Origin of the sequence: Saccharopolyspora sp. NPDC049426 (assembly GCF_040676935.1) — a bacterium.
GTDB lineage: Bacteria > Actinomycetota > Actinomycetes > Mycobacteriales > Pseudonocardiaceae > Saccharopolyspora.
Genome location: NZ_JBFAPZ010000007.1, coordinates 394864 through 415780, shown reverse-complemented (window position 1 = coordinate 415780; position 20917 = coordinate 394864). Strand labels below are relative to the sequence as shown.

The 20917-nt window shown below is 69.4% G+C and carries 18 protein-coding genes; 12 read left to right on the top strand and 6 right to left on the bottom strand.

Annotation, left to right across the window (positions count from 1 at the left end; all coding sequences use genetic code 11):
* Nucleotides 1-460 precede the first annotated feature (460 nt).
* Both groES and groL read left to right on the top strand, forming a co-directional pair.
* Nucleotides 461-751, top strand: coding sequence for a co-chaperone GroES (gene groES / locus AB0J78_RS18375; protein WP_145744409.1), 291 nt, complete (start codon nucleotides 461-463; stop codon nucleotides 749-751).
* 121 nt (nucleotides 752-872) lie between these two features.
* Nucleotides 873-2489 carry a chaperonin GroEL gene (groL, locus tag AB0J78_RS18370; protein ID WP_363790401.1) on the top strand — a complete coding sequence of 539 codons (1617 nt, stop codon included), beginning with the start codon at nucleotides 873-875 and terminating at the stop codon, nucleotides 2487-2489.
* 230 nt (nucleotides 2490-2719) lie between these two features.
* On the opposite strand, the gene AB0J78_RS18365 is transcribed toward groL, so the two are convergent.
* Nucleotides 2720-3025, bottom strand: coding sequence for a WhiB family transcriptional regulator (locus tag AB0J78_RS18365; RefSeq protein ID WP_132622826.1), 306 nt, complete (start codon nucleotides 3023-3025; stop codon nucleotides 2720-2722).
* Nucleotides 3026-3263: 238 nt separating this feature from the next.
* Here AB0J78_RS18365 and AB0J78_RS18360 point away from each other — a divergent pair, with 238 nt between their 5' ends.
* From AB0J78_RS18360 to AB0J78_RS18345, 4 genes are all read left to right on the top strand, one after another.
* Nucleotides 3264-4352, top strand: coding sequence for a MerR family transcriptional regulator (locus AB0J78_RS18360; RefSeq protein ID WP_363790399.1), 1089 nt, complete (start codon nucleotides 3264-3266; stop codon nucleotides 4350-4352).
* Nucleotides 4353-4648: 296 nt separating this feature from the next.
* Entirely contained in the window at nucleotides 4649-5245 is a 597-nt protein-coding gene (locus AB0J78_RS18355) for a response regulator transcription factor (RefSeq protein WP_029536209.1), read from the top strand.
* 498 nt (nucleotides 5246-5743) lie between these two features.
* A complete protein-coding gene (locus AB0J78_RS18350; protein WP_093414059.1) occupies nucleotides 5744-6316 on the top strand; it encodes a sigma-70 family RNA polymerase sigma factor in 573 nt (190 codons plus the stop codon).
* On the top strand, nucleotides 6317-7384 hold the full coding sequence (locus AB0J78_RS18345) for an anti-sigma-D factor RsdA (protein WP_363790396.1): 1068 nt from the start codon (nucleotides 6317-6319) through the stop codon (nucleotides 7382-7384).
* A gap of 253 nt (nucleotides 7385-7637) precedes the next feature.
* Here the strand turns inward: AB0J78_RS18345 and AB0J78_RS18340 are convergent, their stop codons facing one another.
* Nucleotides 7638-8009 carry a DUF5319 domain-containing protein gene (locus tag AB0J78_RS18340; protein WP_363790475.1) on the bottom strand — a complete coding sequence of 124 codons (372 nt, stop codon included), beginning with the start codon at nucleotides 8007-8009 and terminating at the stop codon, nucleotides 7638-7640.
* Between the two features lie 287 nt (nucleotides 8010-8296).
* Here AB0J78_RS18340 and guaB point away from each other — a divergent pair, with 287 nt between their 5' ends.
* The 4 genes from guaB (at nucleotide 8297) to guaA (ending at nucleotide 14911) form a co-directional block, all read left to right on the top strand.
* Nucleotides 8297-9808: an IMP dehydrogenase gene (guaB, locus tag AB0J78_RS18335; RefSeq protein WP_363790394.1), complete on the top strand. Its 1512-nt coding sequence runs from the start codon at nucleotides 8297-8299 to the stop codon at nucleotides 9806-9808.
* Between the two features lie 347 nt (nucleotides 9809-10155).
* Nucleotides 10156-11286 carry a GuaB3 family IMP dehydrogenase-related protein gene (locus AB0J78_RS18330; RefSeq protein ID WP_363790392.1) on the top strand — a complete coding sequence of 377 codons (1131 nt, stop codon included), beginning with the start codon at nucleotides 10156-10158 and terminating at the stop codon, nucleotides 11284-11286.
* Between the two features lie 82 nt (nucleotides 11287-11368).
* Complete coding sequence (locus AB0J78_RS18325) at nucleotides 11369-13069, top strand: GMC family oxidoreductase (RefSeq protein ID WP_363790390.1); 1701 nt, start codon at nucleotides 11369-11371, stop codon at nucleotides 13067-13069.
* A gap of 255 nt (nucleotides 13070-13324) precedes the next feature.
* The gene (gene guaA, locus AB0J78_RS18320; protein WP_363790388.1) at nucleotides 13325-14911 is read left to right on the top strand and encodes a glutamine-hydrolyzing GMP synthase; all 1587 of its coding nucleotides are present in this window, start codon (nucleotides 13325-13327) and stop codon (nucleotides 14909-14911) included.
* Nucleotides 14912-15174: 263 nt separating this feature from the next.
* Here guaA and AB0J78_RS18315 read toward each other — a convergent pair whose 3' ends face one another.
* The 3 genes from AB0J78_RS18315 to AB0J78_RS18305 all read right to left on the bottom strand — a co-directional run bounded on the left by AB0J78_RS18315 (nucleotide 15175) and on the right by AB0J78_RS18305 (nucleotide 17669).
* The gene (locus tag AB0J78_RS18315; RefSeq protein WP_363790386.1) at nucleotides 15175-16089 is read right to left on the bottom strand and encodes a glycoside hydrolase family 16 protein; all 915 of its coding nucleotides are present in this window, start codon (nucleotides 16087-16089) and stop codon (nucleotides 15175-15177) included.
* Between the two features lie 196 nt (nucleotides 16090-16285).
* Entirely contained in the window at nucleotides 16286-16474 is a 189-nt protein-coding gene (locus tag AB0J78_RS18310; RefSeq protein WP_363790384.1) for a hypothetical protein, read from the bottom strand.
* Entirely contained in the window at nucleotides 16467-17669 is a 1203-nt protein-coding gene (locus AB0J78_RS18305) for a PspC domain-containing protein (protein WP_363790381.1), read from the bottom strand. The genes AB0J78_RS18310 and AB0J78_RS18305 overlap by 8 nt, the downstream gene beginning before the upstream one ends.
* 107 nt (nucleotides 17670-17776) lie before the next feature.
* Between AB0J78_RS18305 and AB0J78_RS18300 the strand changes: the two genes are divergently transcribed.
* Together AB0J78_RS18300 and AB0J78_RS18295 are read left to right on the top strand one after the other, a co-directional pair.
* Nucleotides 17777-19114, top strand: coding sequence for a PspC domain-containing protein (locus AB0J78_RS18300; RefSeq protein WP_363790379.1), 1338 nt, complete (start codon nucleotides 17777-17779; stop codon nucleotides 19112-19114).
* A 40-nt stretch (nucleotides 19115-19154) separates the two neighbouring features.
* A complete protein-coding gene (locus AB0J78_RS18295; RefSeq protein ID WP_363790377.1) occupies nucleotides 19155-19841 on the top strand; it encodes a response regulator transcription factor in 687 nt (228 codons plus the stop codon).
* Nucleotides 19842-19930: 89 nt separating this feature from the next.
* On the opposite strand, the gene AB0J78_RS18290 is transcribed toward AB0J78_RS18295, so the two are convergent.
* Nucleotides 19931-20887, bottom strand: coding sequence for a DMT family transporter (locus AB0J78_RS18290; protein WP_363790375.1), 957 nt, complete (start codon nucleotides 20885-20887; stop codon nucleotides 19931-19933).
* Between the last annotated feature and the right edge of the window lie 30 nt (nucleotides 20888-20917).

Sequence of the window (20917 nt, the reverse complement as noted above, 5' to 3'; positions counted from 1 at the left end):
GCATGCCGAGCAACCTAGGCCACCGGACACCGCAGGTGTGAACCACCTGGAGACATTGGTGAGATTCCCCGCATGCCGATCTACCAGCGATGATCACTGTCCGCACAGCACAGGTCACGACTTCGCAGGTGGGCTGGGGTGCGGTGATCGACACCGTGTTCCGCCACTTTCGGTGATGCTGTGGCCCCGTTGGGTGAAAGAGGTTCGAAACGGGGATCGCGGAGGGTCCGGTGCGGGTTGAATGAACCCCGCTCGTCGTGAGCTGTGAGCGGTGCCGTTGAATGCGCGAAGTCGCGTTCCGGCGTTCGGGTGAGCGGGTGGTTGTTGAGTGCTGGCACTCTCCTGGGTAGAGTGCTAGCAGCACGGCGCCAACGCGTCCCGGCACCCGCGACGACGGGAGGCAGCGGAGCCGTCATTCCCAGCCAACGCTTCGAAGGCCCCAGAAGGTGGAGGTCACACCGTGGCGAGCATCAAGCCGCTTGAGGACAAGATCGTGGTCCAGGCGAGCGAAGCCGAGACGACGACTGCGTCCGGCATCGTGATCCCGGACACCGCCAAGGAAAAGCCCCAGGAGGGCAAGGTCCTGGCAGTCGGCCCGGGTCGCATCGACGACAAGGGCAACCGCATCCCCGTGGATGTGAATGAAGGCGACGTCGTCATCTACTCGAAGTACGGCGGCACCGAGGTCAAGTACAACGGCGAGGAGTACCTGATCCTCTCCGCCCGCGACGTGCTGGCCGTCGTCAACTGACGCCAGATCATCGTGCGCCCACCCAGCGTGGGCACAGCCGCCCCGGCGGTCCCGACCGCGGGAACCGCCGGGGCGGCTGCATGTTCGGGATCAGGCACTCATCTGAAGGGCTGTAGCAAAAATGGCTAAGCAGATCACCTTCGACGAGCAGGCGCGCCGTGCGCTGGAAAGCGGCGTCAACCAGCTCGCCGACGCGGTGAAGGTCACGCTCGGGCCGCGAGGCCGGCACGTCGTGCTGGACAAGCAGTTCGGCGGACCGCAGATCACCAACGACGGCGTCACCATCGCTCGCGAGATCGAGCTCGAGGACCCGTTCGAGAACCTCGGCGCCCAGCTCGCCAAGAACGTCGCGACCAAGACCAACGACGTCGCCGGTGACGGAACCACCACCGCGACCGTGCTGGCCCAGTCGCTGGTCCGCGAGGGCCTGCGCAACCTGGCCGCGGGCGCGAACCCGGCGTCGCTGAACAAGGGCGTCACCCTGGCCGCCGAGGCCGTGGTCGAGGCGCTGAAGGCCAAGGCCACCCCGGTCAAGGGCCGTGACAACATCGCCCAGATCGCCACCGTGTCCTCGCGCGACGAGGCCATCGGCGACCTGATCGGCGAGGCCATGGAGAAGGTCGGCGAGGACGGCGTCATCAGCATCGAGGAGTCCTCGACGCTGGCCACCGAGCTGGACCTCACCGAGGGCGTGCAGTTCGACAAGGGCTTCGTCTCGCCGCACTTCGTCACCGACGCCGAGCGCCAGGAAGCCGTCCTGGAGGACGCGCAGATCCTGCTGCACCGGGAGAAGATCTCCAACATCCAGGAGCTGCTGCCGCTGCTGGAGAAGGTCGTGCAGGACGGCAAGCCGCTGCTGATCGTGGCCGAGGACGTCGAGGGCGAGGCGCTGTCGACCCTGGCCGTCAACGCCGTGCGCAAGACCCTCAAGGTCGTCGCGGTCAAGGCGCCGTTCTTCGGCGACCGCCGCAAGGCGTTCATGGACGACCTGGCCATCGTCACCGGTGCTCAGGTCATCGCCCCCGAGCTGGGTCTGAAGCTCTCCGAGGTCGGTCCCGAGGTGCTGGGCGCGGCTCGCCGCGTCACCGTCACCAAGGACGAGACCACCCTGGTCGACGGTCGCGGTTCCGCCGCGGACGTCTCCGAGCGCGCCGCTCAGCTCCGCAAGGAGATCGAGGCGACCGACTCCGACTGGGACCGCGAGAAGCTGCAGGAGCGGCTGGCCAAGCTGGCCGGCGGCGTCGCGGTGATCAAGGTCGGTGCGGCCACCGAGACCGAGCTCAAGGAGCGCAAGTCTCGGATCGAGGACGCCGTCGCGGCCTCCAAGGCCGCCGCGGAGGAGGGCAGCGTGCCCGGTGGTGGGTCCGCGCTGATCCACGCCGCCAAGTCGCTGGAGGGCAACCTCGGCCTGACCGGTGACGAGGCGACCGGTGTGCAGCTGGTCCGCCGCGCGCTGGAGGCTCCGCTGTTCTGGATCGCCGCCAACGCCGGGCAGGAGGGCGCCGTCGTGGTGTCCAAGGTCCGCGACCTCGACTGGGGCTCCGGCTACAACGCCGCCACCGACGAGTACGGCGACCTGGTGCAGGCCGGCATCGTCGACCCGCTGAAGGTGACCCGCTCCGCGGTCGCCAACGCGGCCTCCATCGCCCGCATGGTGCTCACCACCGAGAGCGCCGTCGTGGACAAGCCGGAGGAGACCGAGGAAGCCGCGGGTCACGGCCACGGCCACGGCCACTGACCAGCGCTGATCTGAGCGACTCGCCCCGCGCGGCGGTGCGGGTCGCTCAGCTGCGGCGAGAGGGAGCGACCGCGTCGCCCCCTTGACATGAAGATCGGGGCGGTACCCATGCCTGGGTACCGCCCCGATCTCTTTCGTCTTCGCCGGGAGCGAATGACGCCCCTCGTGCCATTCGTTCCCGGCCCACCTGACCTGCGGAGCTTCCCCCACCGCCGGTCACGGGCCTGGGGTCAGCCGGCCGCTACCGCCAGCTGGTGGCGCTTGCGCGCCTTGATGATCACTTCTCGTTCCGACTCGGACAGTCCTCCCCAGATGCCGTACGGCTCCTGGACCGCCAACGCATGAGTGCGGCATTGGGCTAGCACAGGGCAGTGCTGGCACACCTCCTTCGCCTTCGCCTCACGCCTCGCTCGTGCCGGGCCTCGCTCTCCGTCCGGATGAAAGAAGTACGCGCTGTCCATCCCCCTGCACGAGCCCCGTATCTGCCAATCCCAGATATCGGCGTTCGGTCCTGGAAGACGTCGAGTGTCTGCCATTGCGACAACCACCTCCCACCGGTGGATCCCCTCCCTCGCTACGACGGGACCGCCGCAGCCTCGCATGATCCGACCGTAGAACCGTGTCAAAGCTTGTTCAACCCCTTTCGCGCCAAAAGCTGTTCATCGTTGGTGTGATCCTTGGAAATGGGGTGATCGAAGTCCGACCGGCTTGCTCTCGGCGGGCGAGAACCGGAATATGTGCCGGGTGACGACGCGGCCTGAACCAATTGCGGGGGTGCACGCCCCCGACCCGCTCGGCGATTCACCGGCTGGTGATCGAGCGGACGCGTCGGAGACGTCAGCGCAGGAGCCGGAGGGGGTCGGTCTGGACGACGAACCGAGGCTCAGCGTCGCCGCGGTCGCACGCAGGCTGGGCGTCGCGCCCGCCACGCTGCGCACCTGGGACCGCCGGTACGGCTTGGGTCCCAGCGATCACACCAGCGGCAGGCACCGCCGCTACGGGCCGGACGACATCGCTCGCCTGGAGCAGATGCAGCGCGCGCTGCTGCGCGGCGCTTCGCCGATGGAGGCCGCCCGCTACGCCCGCACGGTCGCGGCACCGCCTCCGCAGCGCCGCTCGGACGGCTCCTCGCCGGAGCGGGCCGAGGTCGAGGAAGGCCCGCTGCTGCTGTCCGGCGTGCTCGACGGCGCCGATGACGAACTCGCCCTGGCCGGGACCAACACCGGCGGCCGGGGCCTCAAGCTCTCCGGTGCCGGGCCGCGAACCCGCGGACTGGGCCGTGCCGCGCTGGCGCTGGACTCGTGGTCGGTGCAGCAGCTGCTGATCGAGTCCATGGACGGCGACGGCGTGGTCCGGACCTGGCAGGAGATGTTGCAGCCGGTGCTTCGCGCGGTCAGCGAGCGCAGGCAGCGCTCCGGAACCGGTGTGGAAGTGCTGCAGCTGCTCAACGACTGCGCGTCGACCGCGCTGCGCTCGGTCATCGCGCAGGCCCCGAAGCCGGAGAACCCGCGCCCGGTGGTGCTCGCGCCGGTCCCCGGCGAGAACCAGGAGCTCGAACTGGTGGCGCTGGCCGCGGCGCTGGCGGCGAACCGGATCGGGCACCGGCTGTTCGGCGCCGCCCTGCCGCGCGAGGGCCTGGCCGCCGCTGTGAAGCGCTCCGCGCCGGCCGCGGTGGTGCTGTGGGCGGACCAGCCGTACTACGCGGCTCCGCGCGTCCTCGACGACATCCCGATCACCCGGCAGCGGGCCCGCGCGTTCGTCGCCGGGGCGGGCTGGTCGGCCGAGGCGCTGCCCGGTCACGTGGAGCTGCTCGGGTCGCTCGAGACGGCCGTGTCCCGGGTGTCCGCTACCGTCCTGGGCTGATTTGAGTACGATGTGACCCAAATCACAGAACCATTTGCGAGGTCGATCTCGATGTTCGTTCGGACGGGCGAAGTGATCGTCACCTTCTCAGCGATCGGGTGAACACCGCAGGTATGGCGCGGGGTCGAGTCCTCTCAGGGGGTAACGATCGGGGCCTGCTCCGTTTTGGTGAATATCCCTCATGAGTGTCCGCGGCTCGAATTCTGGAGGGAATAAGCACCGGATCGTGTCAAGGTTTCGCCCCATGCGTCCGATAGGGGATGTGGAACGTCACTCGCCTGCAGGAAGGAGTTCCCGTGACGACGGTCTTGATCTGCGATGACCGACGTAGCGTCCGGGAAGGGCTCACTCGTGTGATGTCAGCTGTCCCCGGAGTGAGCCGGATCGATTGCGTCGCACATGGCGACGAGCTCTTGGCCCGTTTCTCGCGGCAGGCCGTGGACGTCGTGCTGGTGGGAACCCAGCGCGCCGTGCCCAACGGCGTCGAGGCCACGCGCCGGCTCGTCTCCGCGCATCCCCAAGCCAACGTGATCGTCTTCGGCGCCCCCGACGACGCGGCGAGCATCGCCGCGGCCATCGCCGGTGGTGCCCGCGGTTACCTCCGCTGGGACGCGTCCCGGCCCGAACTCGTCGCGGCGCTGGCCCACACGCTGGCAAGCACCTCGGTGCCCGCACCGCGGCAACCGTCCGACCCCGGCGTGCAGCTCACGGAGCGCGAGCTCCAGGTGCTGCGCGGCATGAGCCAGGGCAAGAGCAACGGCCAGATCGGCCGCGAGCTCTACCTCTCCGAAGACACCGTCAAGACCCACGCGCGCCGGCTGTTCCGCAAGCTCGGCGTCCGCGACCGCGCTCAAGCGGTGGCGCACGGGTTCCGCCGCGGTCTGGTCGCCTGAGCTGGTGACCAGGTGGCACCGGCACGGAGTTGGGGGACGCCGGTGACCGCCCGACGAGAGTGCCTTCCGGTGAGCTGACGCTTCGGGAGTGGCTGTGGCTCGCATCGCGCTCGCCCCCGCCGTGTTTCACAGCGACGCAGGGGATTTCGTGATGTGAGCCATAGCCGCCTCCGGTCGGCCCGGTTTTCAGGTGCCGGCGGCGAGAACCTTCTCCACTCGGCCGTCGCCGCCGCCGCGCACCTACGCCGAGACGATGTGAAGATCGTCTCCGACCGCTGTCCCACGCACCACGACGATGTCGGTGGCCTGGACAAACACCGCCGGCCACGGCTTCTGGTAGATGTGGATGGGTGACGACGACGGCCCCCGACCCCCGGTCCCTGTTCTGCGAACGCCTCCTGCCCGGTACGGTGACCACGGCGCGGCGTGCGGTGCACGCGAAACACGCCGGGCAAATCCGAATCGCTTGAACGCGTAACACCAGGGCTGCTGTCTGCGATGACCAATGTGGGGGACGGGCTGGACGCTCTTGTAAGCGCCGCCGTCGACGGCGATCGTCAGTCGATTGAGCGCTTGCTGGCCGAAATCCGTCCTTTGGTGGTGCGGTACTGCCGCGCCAGGGTCGGACGAAACGAGAGGTCGTTCGCGTCAGCGGACGACGTCGCCCAGGAAGTGTGCTTGGCGGTGCTCACCGCGCTGCCCACTTACAAGGACCAGGGTCGTCCGTTCTTGGCGTTCGTGTACGGCATCGCCGCGCACAAGGTGGCTGATGCGCACCGTGCGTCAGCTCGCAACCGTTCAGAACCGGTCGCGGACATGCCGGACACCCCGGAGTCCGAGGCCGGTCCAGAGCAGCGGGCGATGCAGGGTGAGCTCTCGGGCAGGATGGCGCAGTTGCTCCAAATCCTTCCGGCCAAGCAGCGGGAAATCCTGTTGCTCCGGGTGGTAGTCGGGCTGTCGGCGGAGGAAACCGCCGAAGCGGTCGGCTCGACACCGGGCGCTGTGCGCGTAGCACAACATCGCGCACTGGCCCGGTTGCGGAAGACGCTGTCCGCGGAGGAGGTGGTCTGAATGGCTGAGCGGAAAGGGCCCGATGGGGAGCTGGGAGGCGAACCCGTCGAGGAATCCGCCCTGGAGCAGGACCGTTCGACCCATGCAGACGAGCGGGACGTAGCTCCTGCTGAGGGATCCGCAGGCGAGGGAACGGAACTGAGCGACAACCACCGGGACTCCGGCTCTGATGAGTCCGAGACCTCCCGCGAAGAGGCCGGCGCCGAGGTGCTGACCTTCCGCCCGCGCGGTGACGCGGGTGAGGAGCTCACCGACCTCGACGACTTCAGCGACGAACCGATCGACCTGGCCGCGCTGCAGGAGGACGACGCCCTCCTCGACGCGCTGGGCGGAACCAACCCCGACGTGCCCGTGACGGCCGACGGCGGCCCCAGCCTCGAACAGCTGCTGGTGGCGTGGCGTCAGGACGTCGACTCGGCACCGATCGGTGACCTGGTGGACACCGACACCGCCGTCGCGGCGATCGCCGAGGCCGGCCGGCCGCGCAGTTTCCTGCGCCGCAGGCACCTCGTCCCGGTGGCCACTGCGGCAGCGGTTCTGATGATCACCTTCACCGGCGTCGGCGTGGCCGCTCGCGATGCGCAGCCCGGCGACATGCTGTGGGGCGTGGCCCAGGTGCTCTACACCGATCACACGCGCGCGGTTCAGGCCGCCGCCTCGGCTCGCACGGACCTCGACACGGCCGAGAGCGCGGTGGACCGGGGCAACCGGATCGCCGCCGAGGAAGCGCTGCGCTCGGCCAAGGAGCACATGGCCAAGGTCGACGCCGAGAACGGGTTGTCCGAGCTCAGGGCCGCGCACGAGTCGCTGACCATGCGCATCGATCACGGTGGCAGCGGTTCCTCGCAGTCCTCGACGCCGACGACGACGCTGCCGCCGACCAGTCAGCCGTCCCCGTCCCAGCCGTTGCCGCCGCCCCCGGGCGTGCCGCCCACCGGCAGCACCACCCCGCCGTCGAGCACCACCGGCCCCACCTCGCCGACCACGTCGCCGAGCGAGACCAGCAGCTCGGAGAGCTCGTCCGGCGGATGGTTCTGGCCCAACCAACCGCAGACCTCAACGCCTTGATCAGGGAAGGACTCCTCTTGTGAAAGAGGAGTCCTTTCTTCTTGCGCATTCTTCTGCGTGGCGGTGCGGGTAGCGGAACCTCAGACGCCGTCTGGCTGCGGGATCCGAGACTTGAGTATGAACGGATACGCGGCGCTACGGCTGTCCTCGCCAGACGACGTCTGAGAACCCGCGGCGGTGCAAGTTGCTCAGGTGGGGTACTGAGAAAGCGCCTCCGGCGCTTGCCTGACGTGAACCGCGTAGGAGAGCGCCCTTAGAGTGCGCTTTCGCTTTCGGTCATTCCGTCTGCGTAGCCTCTGCAGTACTCCCAGGTGACGTACTGGCCCGGGTCCGGGTCGAAGGCCGGTTCGTGGGCGCGCATGCGGCCGTCGTGCAGGAGCTGGGAAAGGCTGGAACGCAGCAGCTCCCAGTCGTGGTAGTGGCACTCTCCGCAGTCCGCGCAGTCGACCACGATGCCCCGAACGCCCCTGGGCTCCAGGAGTGCCTGGTAGACGGCGAGGTCGGTCAGGTCGGCGAGCAGCTCGGCGCGCTCCTCGTCGCCGAGCGGCGGGCCGTCCTCGGCGTCGTGATCACCGAGTGCCATGCTCGGATCTTCCGGGTCACCCGCGAACGGGTCTGGTGGCATCGGATCGTGCGGCACGGCCCGCACGGTACCGGGCGCATCGCCTGCGCGGGGCTCTCGGGGCGGGTTTCACACGCCTGCGACCACTGTCCGTGGTCTGGCGCACCCCTGCCGGGACGGGGCAACCGCGCCCTGACCTGTGGTCTCTATCATCTGGGGAATCCTCTATCCGGACACCGCGTTGCTACTCAGCACAGCTGATGCGCAGGACGCGATCGCCGTGGTAATCCCAGCAAGCCGCACCTTGAAGGTTTGTGGGCCATATCGTGAAGGAAGGCACATCCCTCGCCATGACCAGCGAACTCTCCGCACCCGGCCTCCCCTCGAAGTTCGCGACGCTGGGTCTGACCTTCGATGACGTGCTCCTGCTGCCCGACGAGTCGGACGTCATCCCGAGCGCGGTGGACACCTCGACCCAGCTCTCCCGCAACGTCCGCCTCCGCGTCCCGCTGCTGTCCGCCGCGATGGACACCGTGACCGAGGCCCGGATGGCGATCGCGATGGCCCGCCAGGGCGGCGTCGGCATCCTGCAGCGCAACCTCTCCGTCGAGGAGCAGGCGTCGCAGGTCGAGGTCGTCAAGCGCTCCGAGGCGGGCATGGTGACCGACCCGGTGACCTGTTCGCCCGAGGACACCCTCGCCGAGGTCGACGCGCTGTGCGCCCGGTTCCGGATCTCCGGTGTCCCGGTGACCGACCCCGATGGCACGCTGGTCGGCATCATCACCAACCGCGACATGCGCTTCGAGGTCGACTACACGCGCAAGGTGCGCGAGGTCATGACCACCGCGCCGCTGATCACCGCGCAGGTCGGCGTCACCGCCGACGCGGCGCTCGGCCTGCTCCGCCGCAACAAGATCGAGAAGCTGCCGATCGTCGACGGCGCGGGCAAGCTGCGCGGCCTGATCACCGTCAAGGACTTCGTCAAGACCGAGCAGTACCCGAGCGCCACCAAGGACCCCGACGGCCGGCTGCTGTGCGGCGCCGCCGTCGGCGTCGGCGCGGACTCGCACGAGCGCGCGATGGCCCTGGTCGACGCTGGTGTGGACGTGCTGATCGTGGACACCGCCCACGGTCACTCCCGCGCCGTGCTCGACACCGTCTCGACCCTGAAGAAGGAACTGGGCAACTCCGTCGACGTCATCGGCGGCAACGTGGCCTCCCGCGCGGGCGCGCAGGCGCTCGTGGACGCGGGCGCGGACGCGGTCAAGGTCGGCGTCGGGCCGGGCTCGATCTGCACCACCCGCGTGGTCGCCGGCGTCGGCGTCCCGCAGATCAGCGCGATCTACGAAGCCAGCGTCGCCTGCAAGCCGGCCGGTGTGCCGATCATCGGCGACGGCGGCATCCAGTACTCCGGTGACATCGGCAAGGCCATCGCCGCCGGTGCCAGCTCGGTCATGCTGGGCAGCCTGCTCGCAGGCACCGCCGAGTCGCCCGGCGACCTGGTGCTGGTCAACGGCAAGCAGTTCAAGGTCTACCGGGGCATGGGGTCGCTGGGCGCGATGCAGTCGCGCGGCCAGGCCAAGTCCTACTCCAAGGACCGCTACTTCCAGGACGACGTGCTCTCCGAGGACAAGCTGGTCCCGGAGGGCATCGAGGGCCGGGTCCCGTTCCGCGGCCCGCTGTCCCAGGTCGTCGACCAGCTCGTGGGCGGTCTGCGCTCCGGCATGGGCTACACGGGTTCCACCACGATCCCGGAGCTCCAGGAGGCCAAGCTGGTGCGGATCACCGCGGCCGGGTTGAAGGAGTCGCACCCGCACGACATCACCATGACGGTAGAAGCCCCGAACTACACCACGCGCTGATCGGCTGGTCGTTTTGCTGAGCGGTGCCGGTGGCAGAACCTGAGCAGCTCTCCGGACTGCAGGTGCCACTCCTGATGCATGTCCCAATGCGCGGCGGAGGGGCCGTCCTCGCCAGAGAGCCGCTCAGAACCTGACGGCGGTGCCGGTTGCTCGGGTGGGGTGCTGAGGAAGCGGCGTTGCCGCTTGCCTGACGTGGGCCGTGCCGGGTTGCTACTGGCGGCTTCGCTGCTGCCTGACGGTGTGAGTTGTGTTGTGCGCTGAGCGTGATCGTGGGACCCGGCCAGCGGGAGTTCTGGGCCTGCGGAGAGAATGTTTCGCTGGACATCCGCTGCTAGGAGGGACACACGGTGCGCGATCAGGTTGAGATCGGCATGGGCCGGACCGCGATGCGCGGCTACGACTTGGACGATGTCGAGATCGTGCCCTCGCGGCGCACCCGATCGTCCAAGGACGTGTCGCTGGCCTGGCAGATCGATGCCTACCGCTTCGACATCCCGGCGATCACGCATCCGACCGATGCCGTCGTCTCGCCCGCCTCGGCGGTGCGCATGGGCGAGCTCGGTGGCCTGGGCGTGCTCAACGCCGAGGGCCTGTGGGCCCGGCACACCGACGTCGAGGACAAGCTCGCCGACGTGGTCCGCATCGCCGAGGAGAGCAGCGACCTGGAAGCGCCGATCGCGCGGCTGCAGGAGCTGCACTCCGCACCGATCCGGCTGGACCTCCTCAGCGAGGCCCTCAGGCAGGTCAAGGACTCCGGTGTCACCGTCGCCGCCCGGGTCAGCCCGCAGCACGCCGAGGAGCTGACCCCCGACCTGCTGGCCGCAGGCGTCGAGATGCTGTTCGTGCAGGGCACGATCATCTCTGCCGAGCACGTGGCCCGCGACGGCGAGCCGCTGAACCTCAAGCGCTTCATCAACGAGCTGGACGTGCCGGTGGTGGCCGGTGGCGTCGGCGACTACCGGACCGCGATGCACCTGATGCGCACCGGTGCCGCCGGTGTGATCGTCGGCTTCGGCCAGTCCCGCGCGGCCACGACCACGCAGGTGCTGGGAATCGGCGTGCCGATGGCGACCGCGGTCGCCGACGCCGCCGCGGCCCGCCGCGACTACCTGGACGAGACCGGCGGCCGCTACGTGCACGTCATCGCCGACGGCGGGCTCTCCTACTCGGGTGACATCGCCAAGGCCATCGCCTGCGGCGCCGACGCCGTGATGCTGGGCGAGGCGCTCAGCGAGTCCACCGAATCGCCCGCCCAGGGCTACTACTGGACCTCCGCCGCCGCGCACCCGAACCTGCCGCGCAGCGAGATCGTCGGCTTCGCCGGGACCGACGCCGACCTGGAGAAGATGCTGTTCGGCCCGAGCAGCGACCCGTACGGAACGCTGAACCTCATGGGCGGCCTGCGCCGGGCCATGGCCAAGACGGGCTACCGCGACCTCAAGGAGTTCCAGAAGGTCGGCCTGATGCTGCGCGGGTGACGGGTTTTCAGCCCGAAACTCACCTCCCACACCCCGGAACGGGACTAGCTACTGACCAGTAGGTTCCTCTAGTCTGTCGCGCATGGCACAACGTGGTGATGGCGGTACCGATTTCGACGTGGTGGTGATCGGTTCGGGCTTCGGCGGCAGTGTTGCCGCTCTGCGCCTGACCGAGAAGGGCTACCGGGTCGCGGTGCTCGAAGCGGGTCGCCGGTTCTCCGACGAGGAGCTGCCGAAGACCTCCTGGGACCTGCGCAAGTTCCTGTGGGCCCCGCAGCTGGGCTGCTTCGGCGTGCAGCGGATCCACATGCTCCGCGACGTGCTCATCCTCGCCGGGGCCGGCGTCGGCGGCGGGTCGCTGAACTACGCCAACACGCTCTACCGGCCGCTCAAGCCCTTCTACGAGGACTCGCAGTGGGCGCACATCACCGACTGGGAGTCGGAGCTGGCGCCCTACTACGACCAGGCCACCAAGATGCTCGGCGTGGTCGAGCAGCCCTCGGAAACCCCGCACGACGTGGTGATGAAGCAGGTCGCCGCGGACATGGGCGTGGCCGACACGTTCCACGCGACCCCGGTCGGCGTGTACTTCAACGAACCCGGCCGCACCGACGGCGACCCCTACTTCGGCGGGGCGGGACCGGCGCGCACCGGCTGCACCGAGTGCGGCGCCTGCATGACCGGGTGTCGGGTCGGGGCGAAGAACACGCTGGTCAAGAACTACCTGTACCTCGCGGAGCGGGCCGGAGCGGAGATCATCCCGCTCACCACGGTCAACCGGCTCGGCAAGGGCGCCGACGGGCGCTGGCGGATCGCCACCTCCCGCACCGGCGCGAAGCTCAACCGCAGGCCGAAGATCTTCAGTGCCGACCAGGTCGTGGTCGCCGCCGGTACCTGGGGCACCCAGAACCTGCTGCACGGCAGCGTCGACAACGGCGACCTGCCGCGGCTGTCCAAGCGGCTGGGCAAGCTGACCCGCACCAACTCCGAGGCGATCATCGGTTCGCAGGTGAGCGAGGTCGACCCGGACCGCGACTTCTCCACCGGTGTCGCGATCACCTCCTCGTTCCACCCCGACGAGGACACCCACATCGAGCCGGTCCGCTACACCAAGGGCGCCAACGCGATGGGACTGCTGCAGATCCCCGCGACCAAGGGCGGTAACGGATCGCGGTGGAAGCAGCTGGGGCGGTTCCTGCGCGAGAACCCGCTGCTGTCGCTGCGGATGCTCTCGGTGCGCAAGTGGAGCCAGCGCACGGTGATCCTGCTGGTCATGCAGAGCCTCGACAACTCGCTGACCACCAGCGTGAAGCGGATGTTCGGCAAGCGGTTCCTGACCTCCGAGCAGGGGCACGGCGCGCCGAACCCGAGCTACATCCCGGCCGGTGAACGCGCCAACGACCTGGTCGCCGACAAGATCGGCGGCATCGCGGGGGGCACCTGGGGCGAGATGTTCGACATCCCGCTGACCGCGCACTTCCTCGGCGGCTGCGCGATCGGCGACAGCCCGGAAACCGGCGTCATCGACCCGTACCACCGCGCGTGGTCCTACCCGACGCTGTCGATCGTGGACGGCTCGGCGGTCAGCGCGAACCTGGGCGTGAACCCGTCGCTGACCATCACCGCCCAGGCCGAGCGCGCCTTCTCCCTGTGGCCGAACAAGGGCGAGCCCGACTCCCGGCCGGACCAGTCCCAGGGCTACCGGAAGATCGCCCCGGTCGAACCCAAGTCGCCGGCCGTTCCGCCGTCGGCCCCGGCGGCCCTCCGCCTCCCGATCGTCTGAGGTCACCCAGGTCATCGGATTTCAGTGGAAACCGGGTCCCGGATTTCAGTGGAAATCGGGAACCTGGTTTCCACTGAAATCGTCTGACCCGATGCCGGGGCGCGCGTGCAGGTGAAGCGGGTGGCTGCGGGGGCCTCGTCGTCGCCGCGGCCGGCGGCGGAGTCGGCGCAATCCCTGGGTCGATGCGGTTGTGGCCTTCGTTACCTGCGACAATGACCGGACCGCACTGCGATGGCCAAGGAGGTCGGCGACCACGTGTCCGGTTCCGCAAGCAACAGCGCCAACGGGCCTGTTCTCGTTGTCGACTACGGCGCCCAGTACGCCCAGCTGATCGCTCGGCGCGTGCGCGAGGCGCAGGTCTACTCCGAGGTCGTGCCGCACGACACCCCGGTGTCCGAGATCGCCGCCCGCAATCCCGCGGCGATCGTCCTCTCCGGTGGCCCCTCCAGCGTCTACGCCGACGGTGCGCCGCAGGTCGATCCCGAGCTGTTCAACGCCGGGATCCCGGTGTTCGGCATCTGCTACGGATTCCAGGCGATGACCGCCGCCCTCGGCGGCACCGTCGAGCACACCGGCACCCGCGAGTACGGCCGCACCGACGTCGAGATCAGCGGGGACGGCGGTCGGCTGCACAACGACCTGCCCGGCCACCACCCGGTGTGGATGAGCCACGGCGACTCGGTCAGCAAGGCCCCCGAAGGCTTCCAGGTCACCGCGGGCACCAAGGACACCCCGGTCGCCGCGTACGAGAACGTCGAGCGTCGGCTGGCGGGCGTGCAGTACCACCCCGAGGTCGTGCACTCCCCGCACGGCCAGGAGGTCCTGCGCCGCTTCCTGCACGAGATCGCCGGGATCCGCCCGCAGTGGACGACCTCGTCCATCGTCGACGACACCGTCGCCGCGATCCGCGAGCAGGTCGGCGACCGCCGCGCGATCTGCGGCCTGTCCGGCGGCGTGGACTCCGCCGTCGCCGCCGCGCTCGTGCAGCGCGCCATCGGCGACCAGCTGACCTGCGTGTTCGTCGACCACGGCCTGCTGCGCGCGGGTGAGCGGGCGCAGGTCGAGCGGGACTTCGTCGCCGCCACCGGCGTCCGGCTGGTGACCATCGACGCCGTCGATCGGTTCATGGGCGCGCTCGCCGGGTTCACCGACCCCGAGGAGAAGCGCAAGATCATCGGCCGCGAGTTCATCCGCGTCTTCGAGCAGGCCGCCCGCGACCTGCAGGCCGAAGCCGGAGCCGAGGGCGACCACATCGACTTCCTGGTGCAGGGCACCCTCTACCCGGACGTCGTGGAGTCCGGCGGCGGTACCGGTGCTGCCAACATCAAGAGCCACCACAACGTCGGCGGGCTTCCCGAAGACCTGCAGTTCTCGCTGGTCGAGCCGCTGCGCGCGCTGTTCAAGGACGAGGTCCGCAGGGTCGGCCTGGAGCTGGGCCTGCCCGAGACGATCGTGCACCGGCAGCCGTTCCCCGGCCCCGGCCTGGGCATCCGCATCATCGGTGAGGTCACCCCGGGCCGGCTGGAGACGCTGCGCGCCGCCGACGCCATCGCCCGCGAGGAGCTCACCGCCGCCGGCCTGGACCGCGACATCTGGCAGTGCCCGGTGGTGCTGCTGGCCGACGTCCGCTCCGTCGGCGTGCAAGGCGACGGCCGCACCTACGGTCACCCGGTCGTGCTGCGGCCGGTGTCCAGCGAGGACGCGATGACCGCGGACTGGACTCGGTTGCCCTACGACGTCCTGGAGCAGATCTCCACCCGCATCACCAACGAGGTCGCCGATGTGAACCGGGTGACGCTGGACGTGACGTCCAAGCCCCCGGGCACCATCGAGTGGGAGTGAGTTTCTCCCAGTACCCCGTGGTTTTGCTGCGTGGCGGTGCGGGTGGCGGAACCTGACACGCCTTCTGGCTCCGGGATCCGAGACTGATGTATGTCCATACACGGCGCTACGGCTGTCCTCCCCAGAAGACGTGTCAGAACCCGCGGCGGTGCCGGTGTCTTTGGTGGGGGAGTGAGAAAGCGGCTTCGCCGCTTGCCTGACGTGAGAGTGCCCTTCTGAACTGGTCAGAAGGGCACTCTTCGCATCAGTGGCTCGCTACTGCCTCACTGCTCGACCTTGACCCAGTCGACGAGGTAGCGGGCCGTGCCGTTCTTGACCTTGTCGACGCTCTCCTGGGGGAGGCCCGGGTAGGGCTCGGTGACGCCGTTGACGCCCTGCGGGTACTGGCCGCCGAGGGCGAAGTTCAGGATCATGTACTGCGGGTCGTCGAAGACCCAGGTCCAGCCGTTGCTGTCGAACTCCTGCTTGGTGACCTGGTAGGTCTGGGTGTCGTCGAGGAAGAAGGTGAAGCCCTCCGGCGTCCAGTCCACCCGGTAGGTGTGCCAGTCGGCGGGGTCCTTGCCCTCGAAGTTCTGCTGGTGGGTGATCGGCGTGTTGCCGTTGTACTCGGGACCGTGCATGGCCGAGCTCGTCCACGGCTCGCCGACGTGCTCCATCACGTCGACCTCACCGCACTCGGGCCACGGCTTGCCCTCGTTGATGCTGGTGCCCAGCGACCAGAAGGCGGGCCACAGACCGGACGCCGTGGCGTTCTCCGGCAGCTTGATGCGCGCGGAGTAGCTGCCGTAGGTGAACTCGTACTTGTCCTCGGTCTTCACCCGGCCCGACACGAAGTCGTAGGTGCCGCCGTCGGGGGCCTGGAAGCCCTGCTTGTATCGCGGGTGCAGCGCCAAGGCGCCGTTCTGCGCACCGGTGCCACCGTCGTGGTCGATGTAGATCGTCTCGGGCGAGTCGACGTACGCCTGCTGCTCGTTGTTGACGGTGCCGAAGTTCTCGCCCGTCACCTCGACCTGCCACTTCGAGCGGTCGAGCTCGCTTCCGGAGAAGTCGTCGAAGAAGACCTCGGCGCGCGGCTTGACGTCCTTCGGCGCCTCGCTCGGGCTGGCCGCCGCGGCGGACGGGAGCGAGGCGAACAGGGCGAGCGCGGCACCGCCGGCGAGCACGCGGTTCCTGGTCATGGCAGCTCCTTGCGGGGATTGTGGGGAGCAACGCTGTTCGGATCGATCAAGACCGCAGTATCAGCAGACCGGCACCGCACCCGGAGGATGTTGGCGAGTTTTGGAAGAGTACAGATCGGCGTTCGGAGCAGGAACGGGAAAAATTCCCGGAGAAATTCACCCTCGTCCGCGAAAAACCGTGGTGCAACTGGGAATCTCAGTCGCTGCGCTTGCGCAGTGAGATGACCAGCAGCACGATACCCACGAGCACCGCGGCGCTGGCCAGGATCCACTGCAACTGGCTCTCCAGGTCGAGCGCGACGGCGGCCGCGATGATCGCCGAGATGGTTCCCGCGATCAGCAGGATCGGGTCGGGTCCGTCGTAGGGCTTGGTCTCGTCAGTCACGGATGACCTCCACGTTTCCGGTGCCCGCCGTCGCGGTGAGCACGATTTCCCCGCCGCCGGGTCCGTCCGGGCCCTGGTCGGTGATCGCCTGGTGCAGTTCCGGGCCGTTGGCGTACCGGTTCAAGCAGTTGACCTCGCCCACGTCGGCAGCGCACTCCGCCCGGACGTCCACAGTGGAGGGAACCCGGATCTGGACGTGACCCGCGCCCACGTTGGCGCTGGTGTGCACGACCTGGCCGCTGCTGATCTGCAACTGGGACAGGTCGAGATCGATCGTTCCGGCGGAGCGGTTGTAGTTCGGCAACACCTGGGAGACCGAGGTGGGGACGAACCGCGCGTCTCCGATGGCGAAGTCCGTGGCGACCATGTCGCTGATCCGCTCCTGGTGCACCACCGAAGCGAGCAGGGCGATCATCGTCAGCGGCACGGCGATCACGATCGGCCAGCGTCCCACGTGCAGGAACGCGCCGATCACCATCGCCACGCCCAGGAGCCCGAGCGCGGTCGCCAGCACGAAGTAGGTCGGTGCGCCCATCGAGGCGATGACCGTCGTGCACACGAACGTGACGAGCAGCGCGGCCGGGTTGTACCAGCGGAAGCGCCGGTCCTCGGGTTGCGGTGGTTCGGGCTCGTGCGGTTCCGGGAGGTCCCACGCGAACGGCGCGGCCCCCAGCGGGTCCCACGCGGGCGGGGTCTGCTGCTGCGGGGCCACGCCCGGGTAGACCCAGGTGTTCTCGCCGGTCGGCGTCGCCTGCGGCGGTGGGTTCTCGGTCCCGGTGACCTGGCGGTCGCCCTGGTTCCGGTGCAGGAAGTACAGCGCGATCGGACCCGCGGCCAGCCCCAGCACCGCCATCGAGTTGATCATCCACAGCATCCCGGGGAACAGCAGGACCACCAGCACGGCCGCGATCCAGGTCCGGGTGGGTTCGCGGCGCGGCGTCGTCTGACCGGGCAGCGGCGCGGCCTCCTTCGGGAACAGCAGCCAGCCCAGCATGTACATGACGATCCCGGCGCCGCCGTAGAAGGTGAGCACCACGAAGGAGACGCGCACGAGGATCGGGTCGACGCCGTAGCGCCGCGCGATCGCCGCCGACACACCGGCCGCCTTGCTCCCGGCGGTCGGCCGGACGGGCCTGGTGGCCCAGAAGTCGCGCACGGTGGCCTCGACACCACCGGCTTGCTGCGTGCTGTTCATACCGACCACTATCCGATCCGGCGCGGTTCGCGGGTATCGGGGACGCCCCTGAGTGCGACCCGGAACCGGGCCGTTTCCGGGTTTGTCAGGGCAGTCCCTGATGCCTGGTGGCGCCCGACCGTGTGACCATCGATGACGTGATGGCCCCCGACGAGAAGACTCCGCGCGCTCAGCACAAGGTGAACCCGCTGCGGACCGACCGGCTGAACGTCGTGAGGCCCGGCGACGAGGCGCACCCCGCTCAGCCGCAGTTGCGGCGGACCCGCGACGGGCGGCTGCTGGCCGGGGTGTGCGCGGGCGTGGCCGAGCACCTGGGCGTCCGGGTGCTGTGGGTGCGGATGACCTTCGCGATCCTCTCGGCCCTGGGCGGTGCCGGAATCCTCGCCTACGCCCTGCTGTGGGTGTTCGTGCCGCAGGGCGGCGGCTCGCGCCCGGCGACGAGGCAGGAGTGGCAGCAGGGCTTCGGGATCGTCCTGCTCGGCGTCGGTGCGCTGGTCGCCTTCGGCGCGGTGCTGTCGATGCCGGCCTGGCTGACCGTGCCGCTGGTCGTCGCCCTGGTGGGCGCGGCCGTCGTGTGGCGGGAGGCCGACGACTCGCAACGCCGCCGCTGGCGGCAGGGAGCCCGTTCCGGGGTCGCGGGCGCCCTGCTGGGATCGGGTGCGCGCAGCGCCTGGATCCGCGTCCTGTCCGGTGCGGTGCTCGTGGTGCTCGGCATGGCGCTGCTGGTGGGCAGCACGACCTCGCTGGACGCGCTGCCGACGGGGCTGCTCGCCTCCGGCGCCACGCTGGTCGGGGTCGCCGTGCTCACCGTGCCCTGGTGGGTGCGCCTGGTGCGCGACCTCAACGTGGAGCGGGCCAGCCGCATCCGCTCCCAGGAGCGCGCCGAGATCGCCGCGCACCTGCACGATTCGGTGCTGCAGACGCTGGCGCTGATCCAGAAGCAGGCCGATTCAGAGCGCGAGGTCCGCAGGCTGGCCAGGGGGCAGGAGCGCGAGCTGCGGGGCTGGCTCTACGGCCCGGACGGCTACGGAACCGAGACCGAGGTGGCGAGCAAGGGGACCTTCGCCGCCGAGGTGGCGCGGATCTGCGGTGAGGTGGAGGACCACTTCGCTATCACCGTGCAGCAGGTCGTCGTCGGGGACTGCGAGGTCGACGACCGGCTCAGCGCCCAGCTCAACGCGGCCCGGGAGGCGCTGGTCAACGCCGCCAAGCACGCCGGGGTCAGCGAGGTCAGCGCCTACGCGGAGGTCGAGCCGGAACTGGTGTCGGTGTTCGTGCGCGACCGCGGCGCCGGGTTCGACCCGGACGCCGTTCCCGACGACCGGCACGGGCTGTCCGATTCGATCCGCGGCCGCATGCAGCGGCACGGCGGCAAGGTCAAGGTGCGCACCTCGCCCGGTCAGGGCACCGAGGTGGCCATGGAAATGCCCAGGTCGGCGGCGTGAAGCGTAGCCTGCCAGGGGAAACGACGTTGCGGAGGATGTTGTGACCGGTGAAGCCACCGAGGAGTCCGGCCCGGTCCGGGTGTTCCTCGTCGACGACCACGCGCTGTTCCGCGCCGGGGTGCGCGCCGAGCTCGCCGCCGCCGACGCCGTCGAGGTGGTCGGCGAAGCGGGCTCGGTCGCCGAGGCGGTGGCCGGGATCGGCCACTACCGGCCCGAGGTGGTGCTGCTCGACGTCCACATGCCCGACGGCGGCGGTGCCGAAGTCCTCCGGCAGGTCCGCGCCCAGTCCGGTGACGACAAGAGCGAGATCGTCTTCCTGGCCCTGTCGGTCTCCGACGCGGCCGAGGACGTCATAGCGGTCATCCGGGGCGGCGCCCGCGGTTACGTCACCAAGACCATCTCCGGACGCGAGCTGGTGGACGCGATCTCCCGGGTGAAGGCCGGAGACGCCGTGTTCTCGCCGCGCCTGGCCGGTTTCGTCCTCGACGCCTTCTCCGAGGGCCCGAACGCGGCACCCGTCGGTGACCCCGAGCTGGACCTGCTCACCCGGCGGGAGCGGGAGGTCCTGCGCCTGCTGGCGCGCGGCTACGCCTACAAGGAGATCGCGTCCGAGCTGTTCATCTCGGTCAAGACCGTGGAGACCCACGTCTCCAGCGTCTTGCGCAAGACCCAGCTCTCCAACCGCTACGAGCTCTCCCGCTGGGCCTCGGACCGACGCCTCGTCTGAGGCCTGGGTGATTCGAATTTCGCGCGAAATTCGAACGCGAACTTCGGCACTCGAATTTCGCGCGAAATTCGAATTGAGCGGCGGGAGGGTCACTTCATCGGGTGGTTGGTGGCGAGGTCCGCGTGGAGGCGCGAGGCTCGGTTGAGGGCCGTCCAGAGACGGCCTGCGATCGACGGGCCTGAGCTCTTGCGGTGGGTCAGGGCGACGCCGATCAGGACCACGGCCATGCCGAGCAGGACGCGGAGCGGGAGCTGCTCGCCGAGCAGGAGCCAACCGAGCAGCACCGAGAAGATCGGCATGACGTAGGTGACGGTGGACGCCGTGGTGGCTCCTTCGTCGCCGATCAGCCGGTAGTTCAGCGCGAAGCCGATGCCGGTGCCGACGACGCCGAGGGCGAGGACCGCCAGCAGCGCCACCGGATCCCAGTGCACCATCCGCAGCCCGTCGATCGGCAGCGCGAGCAGCGAGAACCCGATCGCGGCGGTGAGCTGCATGCTCGCCAGGACCAGCGGTGGTGTGCCCCGCCCGGCGATGAACCGTCCTGTGTAGACGAAGCCGATGCCGTAGCTCGCCGACGCGGCGACGCACGCGAGCACGCCCCAGCCGAGCATCGCGCCGCCCTGCCAGGGAGCGAAGATGACCAGCACGCCGAGGAATCCGATCAGCAGCCCCGCGGCGCGACGCGGTGGCAGCGCCTCACGTCCGGCCAGCAGCCCGAAGAGCACCGTCCACAGTGGCGTCGTCGCGTTGAGGACGCCGGCCAGCCCGGACTCGACGCTCTGCTCGCCGATGGCCAGCAGCACCCACGGCAGCGCGTTGGCGAAGACGGCGGCGACGGCGATGTGCCGCCACAGGTTCCGGTCACCCGGGATGCGCAGGCCGCGCACCGCGCAGATCGCCAGCAGGGTCAGCGCGCCCAGGACGATGCGGCCCAGCGCGATCTGGGTCGGCGACATGGCTTCGAGCCCGAGCTTGATCAGCAGGAAGCTCGCTCCCCAGAAGAGCGCGAGCGCGCCCAGTCGCAGATAGCTGGTCGGGTTGTTCATCGCCGCTCCCCAGTGCCGTCGCGTTGTCAG